The 20,109-nt window shown below is 56.0% G+C and carries 13 protein-coding genes and 4 pseudogenes; 3 read left to right on the forward strand and 14 right to left on the reverse strand.

The features are described 5' to 3' along the window. Positions 1-2,058, reverse strand: coding sequence for a carbon starvation CstA family protein (locus V6Z53_RS19600; RefSeq protein ID WP_338581269.1), 2,058 nt, complete (start codon positions 2,056-2,058; stop codon positions 1-3). Between the two features lie 368 nt (positions 2,059-2,426). Here V6Z53_RS19600 and V6Z53_RS19605 point away from each other — a divergent pair, with 368 nt between their 5' ends. The 3 genes and pseudogenes from V6Z53_RS19605 to V6Z53_RS19615 all read left to right on the forward strand — a co-directional run. Then, on the forward strand, positions 2,427-3,794 hold the full coding sequence (locus tag V6Z53_RS19605; protein ID WP_338581270.1) for a cache domain-containing protein: 1,368 nt from the start codon (positions 2,427-2,429) through the stop codon (positions 3,792-3,794). Positions 3,795-3,827: 33 nt separating this feature from the next. Continuing rightward, positions 3,828-4,460, forward strand: coding sequence for a response regulator transcription factor (locus tag V6Z53_RS19610; RefSeq protein WP_338581271.1), 633 nt, complete (start codon positions 3,828-3,830; stop codon positions 4,458-4,460). Positions 4,461-4,687: 227 nt separating this feature from the next. Further along, positions 4,688-4,930, forward strand: a pseudogene (locus tag V6Z53_RS19615) (hypothetical protein); the annotation flags it as partial. 87 nt (positions 4,931-5,017) lie between these two features. Here V6Z53_RS19615 and V6Z53_RS19620 read toward each other — a convergent pair. From V6Z53_RS19620 to V6Z53_RS19680, 13 genes and pseudogenes are all read right to left on the reverse strand, one after another. Continuing rightward, on the reverse strand, positions 5,018-6,037 hold the full coding sequence (locus tag V6Z53_RS19620) for an ABC transporter substrate-binding protein (RefSeq protein ID WP_338581272.1): 1,020 nt from the start codon (positions 6,035-6,037) through the stop codon (positions 5,018-5,020). Positions 6,038-6,138: 101 nt separating this feature from the next. Next, positions 6,139-6,354 (reverse strand): TOBE domain-containing protein, encoded by a 216-nt coding sequence (locus V6Z53_RS19625; protein ID WP_056856660.1) that lies wholly within the window; start codon positions 6,352-6,354, stop codon positions 6,139-6,141. A 141-nt stretch (positions 6,355-6,495) separates the two neighbouring features. Then, a pseudogene (locus V6Z53_RS19630) lies at positions 6,496-7,950 on the reverse strand (type IV secretion protein Rhs); the annotation flags it as partial. Positions 7,951-8,250: 300 nt separating this feature from the next. Continuing rightward, positions 8,251-8,670 carry an NTF2 fold immunity protein gene (locus V6Z53_RS19635; RefSeq protein ID WP_338581273.1) on the reverse strand — a complete coding sequence of 140 codons (420 nt, stop codon included), beginning with the start codon at positions 8,668-8,670 and terminating at the stop codon, positions 8,251-8,253. A 7-nt stretch (positions 8,671-8,677) separates the two neighbouring features. After that, positions 8,678-10,066 (reverse strand): annotated as a pseudogene (locus V6Z53_RS19640) (RHS repeat-associated core domain-containing protein); the annotation flags it as partial. A gap of 94 nt (positions 10,067-10,160) precedes the next feature. After that, positions 10,161-10,466 carry a hypothetical protein gene (locus tag V6Z53_RS19645; RefSeq protein ID WP_338581274.1) on the reverse strand — a complete coding sequence of 102 codons (306 nt, stop codon included), beginning with the start codon at positions 10,464-10,466 and terminating at the stop codon, positions 10,161-10,163. A 14-nt stretch (positions 10,467-10,480) separates the two neighbouring features. Further along, entirely contained in the window at positions 10,481-10,798 is a 318-nt protein-coding gene (locus V6Z53_RS19650) for an HNH endonuclease (RefSeq protein ID WP_338586531.1), read from the reverse strand. Between the two features lie 63 nt (positions 10,799-10,861). Next, a pseudogene (locus tag V6Z53_RS19655) lies at positions 10,862-13,011 on the reverse strand (RHS repeat-associated core domain-containing protein); the annotation flags it as partial. A gap of 197 nt (positions 13,012-13,208) precedes the next feature. Next, positions 13,209-13,832, reverse strand: coding sequence for a hypothetical protein (locus tag V6Z53_RS19660; RefSeq protein ID WP_338581275.1), 624 nt, complete (start codon positions 13,830-13,832; stop codon positions 13,209-13,211). A 335-nt stretch (positions 13,833-14,167) separates the two neighbouring features. Continuing rightward, the gene (locus tag V6Z53_RS19665; protein WP_338581276.1) at positions 14,168-14,776 is read right to left on the reverse strand and encodes a hypothetical protein; all 609 of its coding nucleotides are present in this window, start codon (positions 14,774-14,776) and stop codon (positions 14,168-14,170) included. Positions 14,777-14,781: 5 nt separating this feature from the next. Continuing rightward, on the reverse strand, positions 14,782-19,008 hold the full coding sequence (locus V6Z53_RS19670; protein ID WP_338581277.1) for an RHS repeat-associated core domain-containing protein: 4,227 nt from the start codon (positions 19,006-19,008) through the stop codon (positions 14,782-14,784). Positions 19,009-19,011: 3 nt separating this feature from the next. Then, entirely contained in the window at positions 19,012-19,479 is a 468-nt protein-coding gene (locus V6Z53_RS19675; protein WP_338581278.1) for a DUF1795 domain-containing protein, read from the reverse strand. 39 nt (positions 19,480-19,518) lie between these two features. Then, positions 19,519-20,103: a hypothetical protein gene (locus V6Z53_RS19680; protein ID WP_338586532.1), complete on the reverse strand. Its 585-nt coding sequence runs from the start codon at positions 20,101-20,103 to the stop codon at positions 19,519-19,521. Positions 20,104-20,109: the final 6 nt, after the last annotated feature.

Consider the following 20,109-nt stretch of genomic DNA (forward strand, 5'->3'; position numbering starts at 1 on the left):
TCAGGCTTCCGGCAGCGCTTGGTATGGCGCTTCTTTATCCGTGCGCTCCTTGGTGCCCCAAGCGGCGATGCCGACCTTGAGTGCGAAGAACAGGATGCTGAACACCACGAACAGGAACAAAGCAGTCAGCGTTGCGTTGGTGTAGGCGTTGAAGATCACGTGCTGCATCTGGTCAATGTTCTTGGCCGGGGCCAGGACTTGGCCGTTAGCCAGGGCATCGCTGTACTTCTTGGCCAAGGCCAGGAAACCGATCGCCGGGTTGGCGTCGAACAGCTTGATGAAGCCTGCGGTGGTGGTGCAGATCAGCAGCCACACAGCTGGCAGCAAAGTCACCCAGACGTAGCGCTGGCGCTTCATCTTGATCAACACAACGGTGCCGAGCATCAGCGCGATACCGGCCAGCATCTGGTTGGAGATGCCGAACAGCGGCCACAAGGTGTTGATGCCGCCCAGCGGATCGATCACACCTTGGTACAGCAAGTAACCCCACATCGCCACGCAACCGGCGGTTGCCACCAGGTTGGCGGTCCAGGATTCGGTGCGTTTCAGCGCCGGCACGAAGGAGCCGAGCAGGTCTTGCAACATGAAACGCCCGGCACGAGTACCGGCGTCCACAGCGGTGAGGATGAACAGCGCTTCGAACAGAATCGCGAAGTGGTACCAGAACGCCATGGTGTTTTCACCCGGCAGAACGTGGTGGAGGATCTGCGCGATACCGACCGCCAGGGTCGGCGCACCGCCGGCACGGGCCAGGATGGTGGTTTCACCGATGTCATGGGCGACCGCATGCAGCGCTTCCGGGGTGATTGCAAAACCCCAGCTGCTGACGGTTTGCGCGACGGCAACAGCGTCGGCACCGACGACGGCGGCCGGGCTGTTCATGGCGAAGTACACGCCCGGATCGATCACCGAAGCCGCAACCATGGCCATGATCGCTACGAACGATTCCATCAGCATGCCGCCGTAACCGATGTAACGGGCATGACCTTCGCTGGCCAGCAATTTCGGCGTGGTGCCGGAAGCGATCAGCGCGTGGAAACCGGATACCGCGCCACAGGCGATGGTGATGAACAGGAACGGGAACAGACCGCCCTTCCACACCGGACCGGTGCCGTCGACGAATTGGGTCAGCGCCGGCATTCTCAGCTCGGGCATGGTCACCAGGATGCCGATGGCCAGGGCGACGATGGTGCCGATTTTCAGGAAGGTCGACAGGTAGTCACGCGGGGCCAGGATCAGCCACACCGGCAACACTGCCGCGACGAAACCGTAACCGATCAGCATCCAGGTGATCTGGATACCGGTGAAGGTGAAGGCCTTGGCCCAGACCGGGTCAGCGGCAATCTGCCCACCGAGCCAGATCGAACCGAGCAGCAACAGCACGCCGATGATGGAGATCTCACCGATGCGGCCCGGGCGGATGTAGCGCATGTAGATGCCCATGAACATCGCGATCGGGATGGTCGCCATCACGGTGAAGATGCCCCACGGGCTCTCCGCCAAGGCTTTGACCACGATCAGCGCCAGCACCGCGAGGATGATGATCATGATCAGGAAACAACCGAATAGCGCGATGGTGCCGGGGATGCGGCCCATTTCTTCGCGAACCATGTCGCCCAGGGAGCGGCCGTTGCGGCGGGTCGACATGAACAGGACCATGAAGTCCTGAACCGCACCGGCCAGCACCACACCCGCGATCAGCCAGAGCACGCCGGGCAAGTAGCCCATCTGCGCCGCCAATACCGGACCGACCAGTGGCCCCGCGCCGGCGATGGCCGCGAAGTGGTGACCGAAGAGTACGTGTTTGTTGGTCGGCACAAAGTCCAGACCATCGTTGTTGAGTACAGCCGGGGTCGCTCGATTGGGGTCGAGTTGCATCACTTTATTGGCGATGAACAGGCTGTAATAGCGGTATGCGACGAGGTAGATAGCGACGGCTGCGACTACGATCCACAGGGCGTTGATCGCTTCGCCGCGGCGCAGGGCCACGACACTTAGCGCAATCGCTCCCAGGACAGCCACGGCAAACCAGGCGAGGTGTTTAGCCAGACGGGGCATAGAGGGTCTCCTGCCGACAGCCAGTGAACTGCGGCGGTAATTTTTATAATTGTGTCCGCTGTGCGGAGCTGGCCCAATATCCGCGCATGCCGTCCACAAATAAATCCGCGTTACTACGTACGTGGTGTCTACGTAGTTCTACGTAGATCTACGTAGATGACCCCGTCCCCTTGTGGGAGCGGGCTTGCTCGCGAAGGCGGCGTGTCAGTCGCTGCCAATGTTGAATGACACAACGCTTTCGCGAGCAAGCCCACTCCCACATTGGGTTTGCATTTCATCCCGCCCTTCGGTCATTCCGTCCTGCAACGCTACAGGCTGAGCGTATCTTTGGCATATGATGCCGAGCCTTCGCGCGGGCAGGAGTCAACATGCAGCTCAAACACAAGATCGTCGCCCTCGGGATTCTGCCGCTGGTGCTGGCCATTGCCGTCATTTGCGCACTGGTCATTTCGCTGAATCGCCAACTGGGTGATCAACAGGCGCAGCTGATCGAAGACAGCATCCTGATGAGCAAACGCGCGGAGTTGAAAAACTACGTGGAAATGGCGAAAAGCCTGATCGAACCGCTGTACGACGATGGCCACGGCGACGCCCACGCCCAGCAACAAGTGCTGGAAGAACTGCGCAAGCTCAGCTTTGGCATCAACGGGTATTTCTTCGTCTACGACCATGAAGGCCGCAGCCTGATGCATGCGCGGCAGTCGGAGCTGGTGGGCAAATACCTGTGGGACATGAAAGATCCGCACGGTCTTCCGGTGATCCAGGCGCTGCTCAAAAGCGCGCAATCGGGTGAAGGTTTTCAACGCTACGCCTGGAACAAACCCTCCTCCGGTCAGGTCACCGACAAGCTCGCTTACGTAGTGATGCTCGATCGCTGGGGCTGGATGCTCGGCACTGGCATCTACCTCGAAGACGTCGAGCGCGCCACCCAGCAGGCCCGCGCCGAAGTAGCCCAGGGCATTCGCAAGACCATGATGGCGATTGCCGTGGTCGCCCTGGTCGCGGTGCTGTTCGTGTTCGCCACGGGCATGACGCTGAACGTCAGCGAGCATCGTCTGGCAGACAAAAAACTGCAGCGCCTGACCCAGCGCATCGTCAGTCTGCAGGAGGAAGAACGATCGCGAGTCTCCCGCGAATTGCACGACGGCATCAGCCAGGTGCTGGTCTCGATCAAGTTTCAGTTCGAACTGGCCAGCCATCTGCTGGAGAGCGGGCAGGCACACGACAAGGGTTTGAACACGTTAAGAGACGCCACCGAGCGTTTGGGCGAGGCGATTGGCGAGGTTCGCAGCCTGTCCCACGACCTGCGCTCATCGTTGCTCGACACCCTCGGCCTGTCGGCAGCCATCGGCCAACTGGCGGCGGAGTTCGAGCAGCGCAGCGGTCTTACGGTGACCTATAACGACAATGAATTCGACTGCCAACTGGTTGATGGTGCCGCTGTTTCGTTGTTCCGCATCGTGCAGGAAGGCCTGACCAATATCGAACGCCACGCCGGGGCAAAAAACGTTTCCATTACCCTGCGCGGCTGTGAACAATCCGTGCGCCTGACGGTGGTTGATGACGGTGTGGGTTTCAACGTCGCCCAGGTCGAACGTCGTCACGCCGGCATTGGCCTGCGTAATATCCGTGAGCGGGTTGAACACTTTGGTGGTCGGTTCGACCTGATCTCGACGCCAGGACGCAGTGAGCTGGATGTTCTGTTGCCGATGAAACTACCCGGCGGCAAACGCTGACATCGCCCCGAAAACAACAAGAGTGAAAGCTGAATGAACCTGCCCTCCCCGATCCGCGTCGCGTTGGTTGACGATCACTCCCTGGTCCGCGACGGCATCAAGGCGTTGCTGGCTGTCATGGCGCCCCTGGAAGTGGTGGGTGAAGCTGAAAGCGGCGCCGAGGCGATCGAGATGGTCGGGCGTTGCCAGCCGGACCTGTTGCTGGTCGACATCAGCCTGCGGGACATGAACGGCCTGGAGCTGACCCGCGTGCTGCGCAGCCAGTACCCGTCGCTCAAGGTGTTGGTGCTGAGCATGTACGACAATTACGAGTACGTCAGTGAATCGGTGCGTTCCGGTGCTAGTGGCTATGTGCTGAAAAATGCGCCGTCACGGGAAATCATCGCGGCCATTGAAGCCATCACCAGCGGCGGGACGTTCTACAGCGCCGAAATCGCCCAGCGACTGATCGCCGACAAGAACACCGACAACGAGCTGACGCCTCGGGAAAGCCAGGTGTTAGTGAAGATGGCGCAAGGATTGAACAACAAGGAAATGGCGCGGGAACTGGACATCAGCGTGCGCACGGTGGAAACCCATCGCTTGAGCATTCGGCGCAAGCTCAACATCGACAAGCCTGCGGCGCTGGTAAAGTACGCCCTGGATCATGGGCTTATTTCTCGCTAGCGACCAATGAACCTGTAGGAGCAAAGCTTGCTCGCGATGGCGCCGTATCAGTCGACTTACATTCTGAATTTACCGGCCTCATCGCGAGCAAGCTCTGCTCCTACAGTTAGCGGTTCGCAACCATTGACTGCGTCAATAGTCACCATTAACTCAATGAAGTTCTCTTAAAAAATCCACGGCGTAACATCAGCTCCATACCAACCAACAACACCCCGGAGCACACGATCATGAAACGCCAAACCATCCTCAGCATCGCTTTCTCGATCTTTGCAGTTAACGCTTTCGCCGCAACTTCTGCTCAACCTGTCGTCGCTGAAGGCGGCTCGGATCGACTGATTGAAAGCCGTGTGGCTGAAGGTGGTTCGGATCGTCTGATCGAGAATCGTGTCGCCGAAGGCGGCTCTGATCGCCTGATCGAAAACCGCGTCGCCGCCGATGGCTCGGATCGTCTCCAAGGCAACTCCGTCGCCTGAAACCAATTGCTTCACCGCAACACCACAAAAAACCCGGCCTGATCAGCCGGGTTTTTTCATGCTTCTCAGCAGGATGAAGGCAACTCAGCTCCCCGCACCACCGTGTGCTTCTTCAAAAAAGTAGTCCTTCCAGCTATCGGCCTTGTTTTTCAGCACGCCCAACGCCTGCAGTTTTTCGGCGTAGACAGCTGTGCGCTGCGGATTAATCGTGAAGTCGATTTCAGGATCGTTGACGATTTTCTCAACCAGCGGCAGCGGTAACTTCGACTGCTCGACCCGAATGTAGGTCGCGGCCGCCGCGGACTTGTCGGCCTTGATGATCTTTTCGGCCTCGGCCAGTGCGTCGTAGAACGCCTTGTAGGTTTTCGGGTTTTCGTCGTGGAATTTTTCAGTGGTGTAGAGCACGTTAAACGTGGCCTGACCGCCCAACACGTCGTAGGAACTCAACACTTTGTGCACGTTGGGACTCTGTAACTCCTGATACTGGAACGGCGGACTGGAGAAATGAGAGGTGATTTCCGACCCACCGGCGATCAGCGCCGCCGTCGCATCCGGGTGCGCGAGGCTGATCGAGATATCGTCGAACTTCTTGAAATGCTCATCGCCAAACTGTTTGGCCGTTTCGATCTGCAGCGTGCGCGACTGGAACCCGACGCCCGCCGCCGGCACCGCGATGCGGTCCTTTTCGGTGAAATCCTTGAGGCTCTTCACATTCGGGTTATTGGTCAGCAAGTAGTTGGGCATCGAGCCGAGCGACGCGATCGCCTTGACGTTCTGTTTGCCCTTGGTCCGGTCCCAAATCGTCAGCATCGGCGGCACGCCCGCCGACACCACATCCAGTGCGCCGGCCAACAACGCCTCGTTCATCGCCGTGGCGCCGGAAATGCTGTTCCAGTCGACCTTGATGTCCAGGCCCTGCTCCTTGCCATGTTTCTCGATGAGCTGCTGATCGCGCACCACATCCAGAATCAGGCAACCGATGCCAAATTGCTGGGCGATGCTGATCTTGCCTTCGGCCTGGGCACCGGGGCTGAGCAATACACCCACCGCTGCAACGGATGCCGCTAACAGCGTCAACCCTGAATTCTTGAAACGACCCACCATGACAACCTCATCAAAATATTAACTAACAAAAGTCCTCACGCGATCCGTAGCAGCTGGCGAAGCCTGCGTTCGGCTGCTACAGAAAAGCGTTGAGACCGGACTCAGAGTTTGGCTATCGAGACTTCGGTGGATTTGACGAAGGCAATGACTTCGCTCCCGACCTTCAATTCCAGGTCACGCACCGAACGGGTGGTAATCACCGAAGTGACAATCCCCGACGCCGTTTGCACGTCGATTTCGGAGACCACTTCGCCTACCAGTATTTCCTTGATGACGCCCTTGAACTGGTTACGGACGTTGATCGCTTTGATGGTCATGATGAGGCTTCCTGTCTGATGTCGAGCCCTTCCGCATGGATGGGGCAGGCCCTCAAAGTGCACCTCCATTGATCACAACAAAAGGAATAAATAATTATCTATTTATAGCGTTAGGGAATATAAGCGCATTACTTGGCACCGAATCCGGCTGGATGCCCCGGGGTTGTGGAGGAGCGAGAGCTTTTCCGCTGGCAGGCGCGGAGCAAACTGCCAACTCTTGCGGCCGAGGGCGTCGTAGCCGAAGCAGCTGGTAAGCGTGCCCTGGGTACGCAGGACTTCGCGGTGCAGTCGTCACGCTCGATGTCGCTGATGAGCTGGCCGTCGAGGTTGAGTTGGTGCAGATGGCCGCTGCCGTAGTACAGGTGATTAAGGTGTTGGCCGGTGGGCATCGTCAGGGTGGTGAGGTTGCTCAGTGGGTCGTATTCGTAGGACAAGGCGCCTTGCGGCGTAGTCTCCTGGATCAGTCGGCCGAGCAAGTCGTAGGCGAATTCCAGCGTTTCTTCGCTGACGCCCAGTTGCTTGCCCTGCGCGGTCGACAGGCGCTGGATCGACAGCAGGCGATCAGCGTCGTCGTACACGTAATCCTGACGCGCATCGCCATTGAGTTTGGCCAGCAGCCGGCCAATGCGGTCGCGCTCGAATTCGGTACGACGCTGTGGTCGTTCACCGCGTTCGCCGTAGCCGGTTTCGTCGACCTGGGTCAGATGCCCGCCGAGGTTGTAGCTGAAGCGTCGAGTCAGGTTGTCGATGCGTTTTTCTTCGATCAACCGGTCGGATGCATCGTAGGCAAACTGATACGCCGCGTTGTTCTCGTTGATCAGCGCGGCCAGGCGAATCGCCGGGTCGTATTCGTAGCGGATGCGCTGGCCCTTGGCGTCCTGGCGGCTGCTCGGCAATCCACGGGCGGTGCGCAGCAGGCGCGTGGTCTGGCCTTTGCCGTCGGTATGGCTGAGCACTTGGCCGAGGGCGTTGTAGGTGAACGACTCGGCGCTGCCGTCCGGATGATTGATGCGCAGCACTTCGCCGTCAGGCTTGCGTTCCAGCGTGGTGGTCTGACCCAGCGCGTCGGTGACGGCGACCAGATGCTGGCGCTCGTCGAAGCGGTAGGTGGTGTTTTTACCCGAGCAATCCTGGAAGCGTTCGACCTGCGCCAGGGTGTTGCACCACAGGTATTTGGACTTGTGGGTCGCATCGATGATGGTGTGCGGCAGGCCGTCGTCGCCGTTGAGGTATTCGGTTTTATTGCCCAGGGCGTCGACTTCGGCGATCAAATTGCCTTTGGCGTCGTAGCGGGCCTGCCAGGTGCTGCCGTCGAGGAAGGTCGTTTCGGTGACCAGGGTAGTGCCGAGGTGGTACTTGTATTTGATCTTGCGACCCAGCGGGTCGGTTTCTTCAAGCAAACGCGAAAAGTCGTCGTACTTGAACCCCAACCGGTTGCCATCCGGCAGCTTGAGACCGGTCATGTTGCCCGCTTCGTCGAGGTCGATAGCGTACTGCTCGCCGCCGAAGTCGCGACTGGCAATCACGCGGCGATCGGCGTTCTAATGAAAGGACGTCGGTTACTTGTGTGGTGCGCGCCTTGATGTCGTAGCGGTACTGCACAAAGGCCTCAACTGTGGTTGCCGACGACACGTGTGGTGTCGGCCAAACGACCCAGCGAACCAAATGGATTCGTTCATTACTACTGATTTTTAGCGTGAATTAAGCACGCGCTTGCACAGCTTTTTTAGATTAAAGAGGAAAGTGGCTTAAGATAACCTTAAGCCACTCTGGAGATAAAATTTTAAAGAACGGCACAAACCCCACTAGTTTTTGACTACCAACGAACAACCAAACACATCCATGAAATACAGCGCCACCAGTACAACGGAGCGCTGCACCGCTTTCATACAAACATCAGAGAGCGGTTTTTTTCCACTTATCACCATTCTTTGTTTCTTTTTTCACTATCAGCCAACCACTTCCAGTATCTTTCAGAAAAAACTTATATACAGCTTTTAGTCTAGCCATCTGCTCGACAACCACAGCGTAATTTTTACCTTCTTGAACAGGCTTGTTTATTACATCCCTATCTGGATCATATGTCGGAGGAAACCCACAACCGAGATCTATAAGCCGAGCCCAGCTTCGCTCATCTGACACAGAAAACCTGGTTAATATCCTCTTAAGCTCGAGCTCATACTTTTTATCACAGTCAGAGGTATCTTTTTCCGCTTCGATCAGGCTCATTTGCTCATCGCGAAAAGCCGTCTCCCAATCTCGCATTTCGGACATAAAGCCTTTCAACACATCAACCACCGAAACTTCTTTTTCCATAACAACCTCAGTTACTAAAAATATCCGACAGTACAGTTTTTCCTTGCTGAAAAACGTTATACACAACTTTGGTCGGCCTCGTACTTGATGCGCCATAGATAAACTTAATATCTACATCCACCGATCCATTATTTCTTACGAAACTGGCAACCTCCCCTTCAAAATCCCTGAAAAGACCTCGATTTATCCGTGAGAGCTGTGGAAAAACGCCATCTTTACCGCCTGAACCACCCAAAAGTTTTCCGACGATATGTCCCGCATCGTCTTTTGAGTCACCCAGTGCGCGTGCCCAAGCTCTTGATGAAGCATTCGTCGCTGTTCCGGTACCGAGATCTTTCGCGGTAATTGTCGCTGTCGCTCTAAGAGGTTGCCCTGCCGCGCCACGTGTAACCACAGCACTGACACACCAGCCCAAGGGGTCAATCCACCCGTTAGTGTTGGGAGCATAACCATACAAATTACTACCACCCAACAACCCAATCGGATCCTGCGTAACAAACCGCCCCACCTCCGGATCGTAATACCGAAACGTGTTGTAGTGCAGCCCCGTCTCGTCATCAAAATACTGCCCCTGAAAACGCAGGTTCTGCTCGACGTCATTGACCGCCAGCTTTTCAACCGCCCCCCACGCCTTGTACGTCGCCTGCCAGACAATGCTCCCGTCCGCGTCCGTCATCTCCAACGGCGTACCAATCTGGTCAGTATGAAAGTAATAAAGCTTCTGCTCTTCACCTTCCGCCTGATCCATCCGCGCCAACGCCGCATAACTCCCCGGCTCATACAGGTACAAGCTGCTCTGCCCCGGACGCTCCTCACGCAACATCCGCAAACCTTGCCACAAGAAGTGTTTCTGCTCGGTCACGCCATTAACAACAGACTGTTTGCCGACCCGCCGCCCCAGGCTGTCGTACCGATACGCACCGGTACTTTCCAGCTTGCCATTCACCAACGTCTCAGCCCGCACCAAGCGATTTTCACAGTCATAACCAAACGTCTGCAGCGTGCCCATGCCACTGCGTTTTTCAATCAGGTTGCCCCACGCATCGTAGGCATATTCCTGATCCCGCCAGCGTTTGAGGCGGTTGTCTTTGACGTGATCGAACTGGCTGGTGTTGAAATTCAGCCGGTTCGCCGCGGCGTCGTAGCGGAATTCTTCGCTGTCGATCAACTGCCCAGTGTCACGGCTGTGCAACTGGCCGTTGGCTTCGTATTCGTACTTGATCTCGCCGCGCAGTTTGTCGAGGGTGCGGGTCAACTCGCCTGCGGGGTCGTACTGGTGACGGCGATGGATCGGGTTGTAAGCGTGCTCGACCAGCAAATCCGGCTGGATGCCGGGGTTGTGCAGGCGCGAGAGTTTTTCCGCCGGCAGGCGCGAGGCGAACTGCCAGCTCTTGCGCTCCCCACGCTTTTCAACCCCTAGCAGTTAAAAAACCGCCATAGCATACCGCGCAAAGGCCTGCGACCTAACAAGTCACAAATCCATCAAATAGCTAACCTTGAAAATCGTCATTCTCAAGATAGTACAGCGTCGCCTCCAGGTACTTATTTAAATCAGGCTTCGTTGTGCTTCTATCCGCGACAGACTTAATATCCAACATAGTCGGGCACTCGACAAACGTACGTTTAGTATCCTCAAACGCAATCTCCTCAAAATCATCTTCTGCCACATAAAAAAATGCAGAACTCACAACATCCTTCGATGTTCGATCAACTGTAGAGTCGACAAAAATCCATCCGACAACAGGTAGATGATCTAGATTCAACATAAGCTCAGAAAAACCCTTATATACTTTCATGCACATCCTCTTTATTATCGACAGGCTGTACCACCGCCCCATTTATTTCGCCCACCCTTGCCATCTGGATGGTACACCTTGTGATATGTTTGATGATCTAGTCTATCAACCAACTGAAGCGATCCAGGCTTGTCTCCGTGATGCCAAGTCATACCCGGAGGAGAACTGCCGCGGAACGAGCCGTCTACCCGAGGCTGAACATGTTCTACAACACCGGGATACTTAGACTGCAACGTCTTTTTAAAATCGTAGTCGACTTTAACGCGCTCATATACTGATTGATTCGCACGACTGAAGTGCTCAACATCTGTCATTTTGAACTCTGACTTCATCAGAGTATGTTCGTGACTAGAATGATATTTACCTAAGTCACGTACGCCTTCTCCATTGTACCAGCCAAGTGGATCTATCCAACGTACTGAGTTAATAGCATATTGATATAGATTATCCCCACCTACCAACCCGATCGGATCCTGCGTTACAAACCGCCCCACCTCCGGATCGTAATACCGAAACGTGTTGTAGTGCAGCCCCGTCTCATCGTCGAAATACTGCCCCTGAAACCGTAGGTTCTGCTCGACAGCGTTAACGTGCAGTCGCTCCAGTGCACCCCACGCCTTATACGTCGCCTGCCAAACAATCTGCCCCTCTCGGTCCGTCATCTCCAACGGCGTACCAATCTGGTCGGTATGGAAGTAGTAAAGCTTCTGCTCCTCACCTTCCGCCTGATCCACCCGCGCCAACGGCGCATAACTCCCCGGCTCATACAGGTACAAACTGCTCTGCCCCGGACGTTCCTCACGCAACATCCGCAAGCCTTGCCACAAAAAGTGCTTCTGCTCCGTCTTGCCATTGACCTCTGAAACCTTGGCAACCCGTCGCCCCAGGCTGTCGTATCGATACGCACCGGTACTTTCCAGCTTGCCGTTAACCAACGTCTCCGCCCGCACCAAGCGATTTTCACAGTCATAACAAAACGTCTGCAGCGTGCCCATGCCGCTGCGTTTTTCAATCAGGTTGCCCCACGCATCGTAGGCATATTCCTGATCTCGCCAGCGTTTGAGGCGGTTGTCCTTGACGTGGTCAAACTGGCTGGTGTTGAAGTTCAGCCGGTTCGCCGCGGCGTCGTAGCGAAATTCTTCGCTGTCGATCAGCTGGCCGGTGTCGCGGCTGTGCAACTGGCCGTTGGCTTCGTATTCGTACTTGATCTCGCCACGCAGTTTGTCGAGGGTGCGGGTCAACTCGCCGGCCGGGTCGTACTGGCGGCGGCGGTGGATCGGGTTGTAGGCGTGCTCGACCAGCAGGTCGGGCTGGATGCCGGGGTTGTGGATTCTCGAGAGTTTTTCCGCCGGCAGGCGCGAGGCGAACTGCCAGCTCTTGCGGCCCATGGCGTCGTAGCCGAAGCAGCTGGTGAGTGTGCCCTGGGTGCGCAGGACTTCGCGGTGCAGGTCGTCGCGCTCGATGTCGCTGATGAGCTGGCCGTCGAGGTTGAGTTGGTGCAGGTGGCCGCTGCCGTAGTACAGGTGATTCAGGTGTTGGCCGGTGGGCAACGTCAGGGTGGTGAGGTTGCTCAGTGGGTCGTACTCGTAGGACAAGACGCCTTGCGCCGTGGTCTCCTGGATCAGCCTGCCGAGCAGGTCGTAGGAGAATTCCAGCGTTTCTTCGCTGACACCCAGTTGCTTGCCCTGCGCGGTCGGCAGGCGCTGGATCGACAGCAGGCGATCAGCGTCGTCGTACACGTAATCCTGACGGGCATCGGCATTGAGTTTGGCCAGCAGCCGGCCAATGCTGTCGCGCTCGAACTCGGTACGACGCTGAGGCCGGTCGCCGCGTTCGCCGTAGCCGGTTTCGTCGACCTGGGTCAGATGCCCGCCGAGGTTGTAGCTGAAGCGTCGAGTCAGGTTGTCGATGCGTTTTTCTTCGATCAACCGGTCGGACGCATCGTAGGCGAACTGGTACGCCGCGTTGTTCTCGTTGATCAGCGCGGTCAGGCGAATCGCCGGGTCGTATTCGTAGCGGATGCGCTGGCCCTTGGCGTCCTGGCGGCTGCTCGGCAATCCACGGGCGGTGCGCAGCAGGCGTGTGGTCTGGCCTTTGCCGTCGGTATGCGTCAGTACCTGGCCGAGGGCGTTGTAGGTGAAGGATTCGGCGCTGCCATCCGGATGATTGATGCGCAGCACTTCGCCGTCGGGTTTGCGTTCCAGGGTAGTGGTCTGGCCCAGCGCGTCGGTGACGGCGACCAGATGCTGGCGCTCGTCGAAGCGGTAGGTGGTGTTTTTACCCGAACAATCCTGGAAGCGTTCGACCTGGGCCAGGGTGTTCCACCACAGGTATTTGGACTTGTGGGTCGCGTCGATGATGGTGTGCGGCAGGCCGTCGTCGCCGTTGAGGTATTCGGTTTTATTACCCAGGGCGTCGACTTCGGCGATCAAGTTGCCCTTGGCGTCGTAGCGGGCTTGCCAGGTGCTGCCGTCCGGTAATCCACCTGTGTGATCAGCAGCGTCAGGTGGTGATAACGGTATTTGATCGTGCGCCCGAGCGGGTCGGCGATCCGTGTGCTGCGTACTTTATTGCTCGCAATAACAGTGTAACCATTAGAGGCCGAATTATTATCTCAGCCCCTCCGAAAGCACCAACTTATTAAAGAACACCGCATCCAATTAAGATCCAGCCACTACCACAAACGACCTTCAGAAGCACACCGCCAAAACTTAATTACCACCAAGAAAAAACTGCTTAACACTAAAAATCTAATTTCGCATCATACACAAACTCAGACACTGGCATTAACATCACACCCCTCATTGAAAATTTAATAATTTTCTCTCCAAGCTCGGCTGAAAAAACATACTCCCCTCTCAGCATCTCAGAAGAAATAAAAAAATCTAAATCACAAACGTCTTTTCTTATACTAAAATCGGATATAGCATCAAAAATCACTCTACCTGGATGAAACATATCTTCTTCTGGAACTTTAGTGATCGGATCAAGCCGTAACTCGTATTTCGATTTTTCCATATCCAAAATCTTATGAATTTCTCTACTACGCACCAAATAGTATTTTTTTGATGAAATTGGGGAGACTTTACTCTCCTGATGGAGTCGAACCTCCCTGACATCCACCACGCCACAATTAGATGATTTAATTAATGCAAGAAAATCACCGGAACAAATAAATTCACTACCAAAATAAAAGAAATCCGTCACTACAACTTTATGCAGTGCGTAAAAATCAAGAATCGCGCCTTCAGGTGGAAATCTATCATCCTCAAAATTATTTGAGTTCCAATTATACCCAGCCAACTCTCCGTAGACTCCTCCTTCCGGACATCCGCTTTCAACACCTTTATAGACAATCGTAAACATGATTCTCTCAATAACACTCAGCATAATCGCCCTTTCGCATTAATAGGGACATTTTGGCTATTATGTTAGTACGCCATTGACTTCGAAATCGTATTTGATCCCGCCGTGCAGTCGCTGTTGAGGTATTCGGTGTAAGGCGCAGGACGTCGCAGCGCAATTCTTCGCTGTCGATCAACCGGCCGGTGTCGTGGCTGTACAGCTAAAATTCTCCACGGTCAAGCGCCAGTTAAACTGCCGACTGTATTTTTTGACATGACGATAGAGATTGCAGGTAGGTGGTTACAAAACAACCTCATCGCCCCCCATACAAATTTGGTCAGTCGAAACAGCGTCAGTCAAGACTTGAAAAATCCCAGATCGTACTCTTTGTTCTTAATTATTTTTTTATTGTTAGAGTTCTCCTCTAGAATCGAATCGCAATTAATTCCCGAGTCATACTTTGCAGAACATTTCAGCACGATTGCTGGATAAGCATAAAAGTCCGGATTCCTGACAACATCCCCAACCAAGTCGATATTGGGGAATACGCAATTAAGAACCCAAGGTATATAACGATTTACCAACTTATCTCGAACATTAAATGCGACCTTTTCAGCCACTGCAACGTCCGGCGTCTTTAAAACGCCCCCCACCACATCACCAAAGTATCCATCCCCCTCAGAAAGAGAAGTGAAGGACAAAATAGAAGAGTTAAATAAATTATTTTTATACGGCGGCTCGTTTTTCATACAGCACTGGTAAAGGGGACCACCATAAACCTCACCCCCAACATAATAACCGTCAACTTTTCTAAGATGAGCAAAGTATATTTCTGCAACTACCACCTTTCCAATCTTAAATTTTATTTTATTTTTGCTAGCCGAGATACTTTGATCAATTTGCTCCAGCGTCTTCAGCTGCTTGAAAAGTTCCCGCTCAAAATTTGACCGCTCTAACTCACTCATTATCTTCACCGATATTTAAGTATATTAAACGTAGCTTCATGCACGGCACCTTTACCACCAAGAGGTATTCCAGGCATGCCTTTTGTATCGACCTTGAACGTTCCTGGAACACCCTGCGAGGGTTTTATTACCCCACCTCCGAGCCATTCCGTAGTATTGGCAGGTGATGACATATCAAAAACATTCGCAGCTTTCTGGTTTTTGGTCAGTGCTCCAGAACCATGCTTAACCTCAAATACGTGTAGATTGCCCTGCGCATCTTTAGCAACAAAATCCGCTCTGACCCTACTTCCATTCACCTTCATTGTTACTTCTTCGGCTACTACCTTATATCCGTTTTGGTTCAAATCATGAATAGCTTTACTTCGACCTTTATCACCACTAACAGAACTCTTGCAGAGCCCCCATGGATCAATCCAGCCTAAAGCGTTTGGAGCATATTGGTAAAGATTCAACCCACCTAGGAGTCCAATCGGATCCTGCGTAACAAACCGCCCCACCTCCGGATCGTAATACCGAAACGTGTTGTAGTGCAGCCCCGTCTCATCGTCAAAATACTGCCCCTGAAACCGCAGATTCTGCTCGACGTCATTGACCGCCAACTTTTCAACCGCCCCCCACGCCTTGTACGTCGCCTGCCAGACAATGCTTCCGTCCGCGTCAGTCATCTCCAGCGGCGTACCAATCTGGTCGGTATGGAAGTAGTAAAGCTTCTGCTCCTCACCTTCCGCCTGGTCCACCCGGGCCAACGGCGCATAACTCCCCGGCTCATACAGGTACAAACTGCTCTGCCCCGGACGCTCCTCACGCAACATCCGCAAGCCTTGCCACAAAAAGTGCTTCTGCTCCGTCTTGCCATTGACCTCTGAAACCTTGGCAACCCGTCGCCCCAGGCTGTCGTATCGATACGCACCGGTACTTTCCAGCTTGCCATTAACCAACGTCTCCGCCCGCACCAAGCGATTTTCACAGTCATAACAAAACGTCTGCAGCGTGCCCATGCCGTTGCGTTTTTCAATCAGATTGCCCCACGCATCGTAGGCATATTCCTGATCCCGCCAGCGCTTGAGGCGGTTGTCTTTGACGTGGTCAAACTGGCTGGCGTTGAAGTTCAGCCGGTTCGCCGCGGCGTCGTAGCGGAACTCTTCGCTGTCGATCAGTTGGCCGGTGTCGCGGCTGTGCAACTGGCCGTTGGCTTCGTATTCGTACTTGATCTCGCCACGCAATTTGTCGAGGGTGCGGGTCAACTCGCCTGCGGGGTCGTACTGGTGACGGCGATGGATCGGGTTGTAAGCGTGCTCGACCAGCAAATCCGGCTGGATGCCGGGGTTGTGGATTCTCGAGAGTTTTTCCGCCGGCAGGCGCGAGGCGAACTGCCAGCTCTTGCGGCCCATGGCGTCGTAGCCGAAGCAGCTGGTGAGTGTGCCCTGGGTGCGCAGGACTTCGCGGTGCAGGTCGTCGCGCTCGATGTCGCTGATCAGCTGGCCGTCGAGGTTGAGTTGGTGCAGGTGGCCGCTGCCGTAGTACAGGTGATTCAGGTGTTGGCCGGTGGGCAACGTCAGGGTGGTGAGGTTGCTCAGTGGGTCGTACTCGTAGGACAAGACGCCTTGCGCCGTGGTCTCCTGGATCAGCCTGCCGAGCAGGTCGTAGGAGAATTCCAGCGTTTCTTCGCTGACACCCAGTTGCTTGCCCTGCGCGGTCGGCAGGCGCTGGATCGACAGCAGGCGGTCAGCGTCGTCGTACACGTAATCCTGACGGGCATCGGCATTGAGTTTGGCCAGCAGCCGGCCAATGCTGTCGCGCTCGAACTCGGTACGACGCTGAGGCCGGTCGCCGCGTTCGCCGTAGCCGGTTTCGTCGACCTGGGTCAGATGCCCGCCGAGGTTGTAGCTGAAGCGCCGGGTCAGGTTGTCGATGCGTTTTTCTTCGATCAAGCGGTCGGACGCATCGTAGGCGAACTGGTACGCCGCGTTGTTTTCATTGATCAGCGCGGTCAGGCGAATCGCCGCGTCGTACTCGTAGCGGATGCGCTGGCCCTTGGCGTCCTGGCGGCTGCTCGGCAGGCCACGGGCGGTGCGCAGCAGGCGTGTGGTCTGGCCTTTGCCGTCGGTGTGCGTCAGCACCTGGCCGAGGGCGTTGTAGGTGAAGGATTCGGCGCTGCCGTCCGGATGATTGATGCGCAGCACTTCGCCGTCAGGCTTGCGTTCCAGCGTGGTGGTCTGACCCAGCGCATCAGTAACGGCGACCAGATGCTGGCGCTCGTCGAAGCGGTAGGTGGTGTTTTTACCCGAACAATCCTGGAAGCGTTCGACCTGGGCCAGGGTGTTCCACCACAGGTATTTGGACTTGTGGGTCGCGTCGATGATGGTGTGCGGCAGGCCGTCGTCGCCGTTGAGGTATTCGGTTTTATTGCCCAGGGCGTCGACTTCGGCGATCAAGTTGCCCTTGGCGTCATAGCGGGCCTGCCAGGTGCTGCCGTCCAGGAAGGTCGTTTCGGTGACCAGGGTAGTGCCGAGGTGGTACTTGTATTTGATCTTGCGACCCAGCGGGTCGGTTTCTTCAAGCAAACGCGAAAAGTCATCGTACTTGAACCCCAACCGGTTGCCATCCGGCAGCTTGAGACCGGTCATGTTGCCGGCTTCGTCGAGGTCGATGGCGTACTGCTCACCGCCGAAGTCGCGACTGGCAATCACGCGGCGATCGTCGTTGTAGTGGATCTGCAGCTCGCGCCCCAGCGCGTCAGTGGCCCACGAGGTGCGGTGCTTGAAGTCGTAGCGGTAGTGAAAGTGTTCGCCATCGCTGGTCCAGTGCTCCACCACACGCAGCTGGCCTTCAAGGGTTTCCCAGCGGTAATGACAGCTCAGGCCCAAGGCGTTGCTGTGGCTGGCCATCACACCATCGGCGTAGCTGAAACGGCGCATCGAATCGCTGTTGCGATTGATCACCTCGATGAGTTGGCCGTTGTCGTCATAGCGGTACTGCACCAGGGTTTCAACCGCCACGTTGTCGACGACGCGCTTGACGTCGGTCAGGCGCCCCAGCGGGTTGTCATAGTGCAGGTGCACGCGAACACCGCCAGTGGCGCTGATGTCGGTCAACCGGCCTTCTGTCGTACGGGTGAAATGCAGGTAATGCCCAAGGGCATTTTCCAGGCGCTGCAGCGGAACATCGCTGTTGTCGTCCGGCACCTCGCCGAAGTAGAAGAACAGGTTGTCGAGGGTTTGCAGCAGGTAGTGGCCGCCTTCGGTGCGGACCAGGTGGAGTTGCTCATAGGGGTTATAGATGCGATCGCCGGGCTCCACATCCACAAAGGGCACGCTGCGCCCCTGGTTATCCGTGAGGTAGACGAAGCTGCCGCTTCTGCGCAGGCTTTGCTCCCAAGGCAATACCCAGCCTTTGCCGAGCACGCTGTCGACAGTCAGATCGCTGGCATAGAAGCGCGACCACTCAATCGGCATGAGCCCTGGCAGCGCAAAGTCGGTTTCTCCCGACTCGAGCAACAGCTTGCGCCCGCTGGTAAGGTCGACGGGATTGCCGCTCAAACCGCCGATTGCGCGTTCAACGGCCGGACCGATGACAAAGCGACCGGCCAGATAGCTGCCCGCCACGGCTGCGCCGAATTTCAATGCGCATGGCCCGGCCGCCTTCAGACCTTGTGCCATGCCCAGCCTGAAGATCGGACCTATTGCGCGGCCCATCGAGGCGACAATCATCAGCACGTCGACGGTGACCCGCAGCCAGCCGGGAATTTCTTCGTCGACATCGAGATAGCGCTCGGTCCCGCCGCCAATGAACACATTGTTCGAGCCGCTGGAGATCTTCGCGCCGCAGGTGAGTTTGTCACCCTTGCGCGAAGCCGCCACATTGTTGATGAAAACGTTGGAAGAGCCTTCGGCAACCATGACCGGTGCTGGGTGTTTATCGCAAATCCCCATGCTCAATTTTGCGTGGGCGGCATTACGGCTGTTGATGAACACATCCGTGGAGCAGCCTTCGAGCTTGATCCCCCCGGCGGGCGAACTCATTGCCGACCCTATGCTTTCGCCAATCATGGGGACGAAACTGGCAGCCAACCCTACGGCAATCCCCAGCAGAATGCCGCCGAGCCCCGCCGTGCAGATCGTGAATGCGGCAGCCGTCGCAATTGCAAGCCCGATCACTGCGCCGGCGAGAAACCCGCCGAGCGCACTGGTGTGTTCAATTTCATCGCCCCAACGCGCAGCTTCGAACATGGGTTACTCCTGTTCGGCGCTGTCGGTTGACACCATATCGGCCTGACGCGGTTTGAAACTTGCCAGCAGCTGCAACCAATTCTGATTTTGTGTGGCGCTGAAATCAGCCTGGCTGGTCGTGGAAAACACCAGGATGCGACCGGGTTCGATTTCGAACGCTGCCTGCCGTTGGTACACCGGTCGACCATCGTTCATGTAGTAGGCATCCACCTGGATGCCGGAGAACGGTTGCTCCCCGGACAGCGCTGCCGGCTTCTTGCTGAGCAAGGTATAGCCGCGCAGTTTGGCGGCAATGAGTTTTACCTGGCGCTCGATGTAAGCTTTCAGATCCTCTGCCGGCAGCATGTTGTCGCGCGACAGTGTGATGTTCAGCGGCGCAGGAATGCTGTTGCCGAGCACAAACATGTTCACCGTGCGGTCCTGAAAACCTTCCGGCAAAGTGATGGATCCTTCCTGAAGCTGATAGTCCATTGGGCGTGTGTTCCGTGAATGCGTGAAAGGGGAAAATGTTTAGTCGACGCTGATGTTTTCGAGCATCGTCTCGAACTCGATCAGCCAATCGGCTAGCTCTGCATGAGCGGGATTGATCATCGTCGACATGCTCAACCATTGGCGCTCGTTACCATGGCCGGGCTGGATGACTGCGCTGGTCGCTCTACCGTGGCGACGCTCCTGTCCCGCCGTGAATATATAATCCAGGGTTATCGCCGGGCTGCCAGCCAGCAGGCAATCGCTCTGGCGCACAATGGTGACGTCGGGGTGGTTTTTGCGCAGGTTCTCCACATACAACTGCACCGAGCGTTGCAGCGTCAGCCCTTCAGGTGCAGGACGACGCTTGACACTGAGCGTGACGGGATGCCCATGCTTTTCGAGCGTTGTATCGATGTCGCGGAAATTGAAGCCTTGCGGCATTACCAGGTTCAGCCCCGCGACTTTCAATTCATTGCGCGTCAATTGCAGCGGCACCACCGCTACCGGCTCAGGCTCGATGACAGCGGGCGAAGCCTCGGCAGCCTCCTGTAACTGCTGTCGCGCAAGTGTCTCGGCCGCGAGCCGCTTCTCGGAAATACGGTCGTAGATACTGGTCCTGACCATGGTCTG

This window comes from Pseudomonas sp. MAG733B, from assembly GCF_036884845.1.
Lineage (GTDB): Bacteria > Pseudomonadota > Gammaproteobacteria > Pseudomonadales > Pseudomonadaceae > Aquipseudomonas.

Coding starts and splice junctions, on each gene's coding strand:
- V6Z53_RS19600 (WP_338581269.1), bottom strand. CDS start 2,058: ATGCCCCGTCTGGCTAAACACCTCGCCTGGTTTGCCGTGGCTGTCCTG.
- V6Z53_RS19605 (WP_338581270.1), top strand. CDS start 2,427: ATGCAGCTCAAACACAAGATCGTCGCCCTCGGGATTCTGCCGCTGGTG.
- V6Z53_RS19610 (WP_338581271.1), top strand. CDS start 3,828: ATGAACCTGCCCTCCCCGATCCGCGTCGCGTTGGTTGACGATCACTCC.
- V6Z53_RS19620 (WP_338581272.1), bottom strand. CDS start 6,037: ATGGTGGGTCGTTTCAAGAATTCAGGGTTGACGCTGTTAGCGGCATCC.
- V6Z53_RS19625 (WP_056856660.1), bottom strand. CDS start 6,354: ATGACCATCAAAGCGATCAACGTCCGTAACCAGTTCAAGGGCGTCATC.
- V6Z53_RS19635 (WP_338581273.1), bottom strand. CDS start 8,670: ATGGAAAAAGAAGTTTCGGTGGTTGATGTGTTGAAAGGCTTTATGTCC.
- V6Z53_RS19645 (WP_338581274.1), bottom strand. CDS start 10,466: ATGAAAGTATATAAGGGTTTTTCTGAGCTTATGTTGAATCTAGATCAT.
- V6Z53_RS19650 (WP_338586531.1), bottom strand. CDS start 10,798: ATGAAGTCAGAGTTCAAAATGACAGATGTTGAGCACTTCAGTCGTGCG.
- V6Z53_RS19660 (WP_338581275.1), bottom strand. CDS start 13,832: ATGTTTACGATTGTCTATAAAGGTGTTGAAAGCGGATGTCCGGAAGGA.
- V6Z53_RS19665 (WP_338581276.1), bottom strand. CDS start 14,776: ATGAGTGAGTTAGAGCGGTCAAATTTTGAGCGGGAACTTTTCAAGCAG.
- V6Z53_RS19670 (WP_338581277.1), bottom strand. CDS start 19,008: ATGTTCGAAGCTGCGCGTTGGGGCGATGAAATTGAACACACCAGTGCG.
- V6Z53_RS19675 (WP_338581278.1), bottom strand. CDS start 19,479: ATGGACTATCAGCTTCAGGAAGGATCCATCACTTTGCCGGAAGGTTTT.
- V6Z53_RS19680 (WP_338586532.1), bottom strand. CDS start 20,103: ATGGTCAGGACCAGTATCTACGACCGTATTTCCGAGAAGCGGCTCGCG.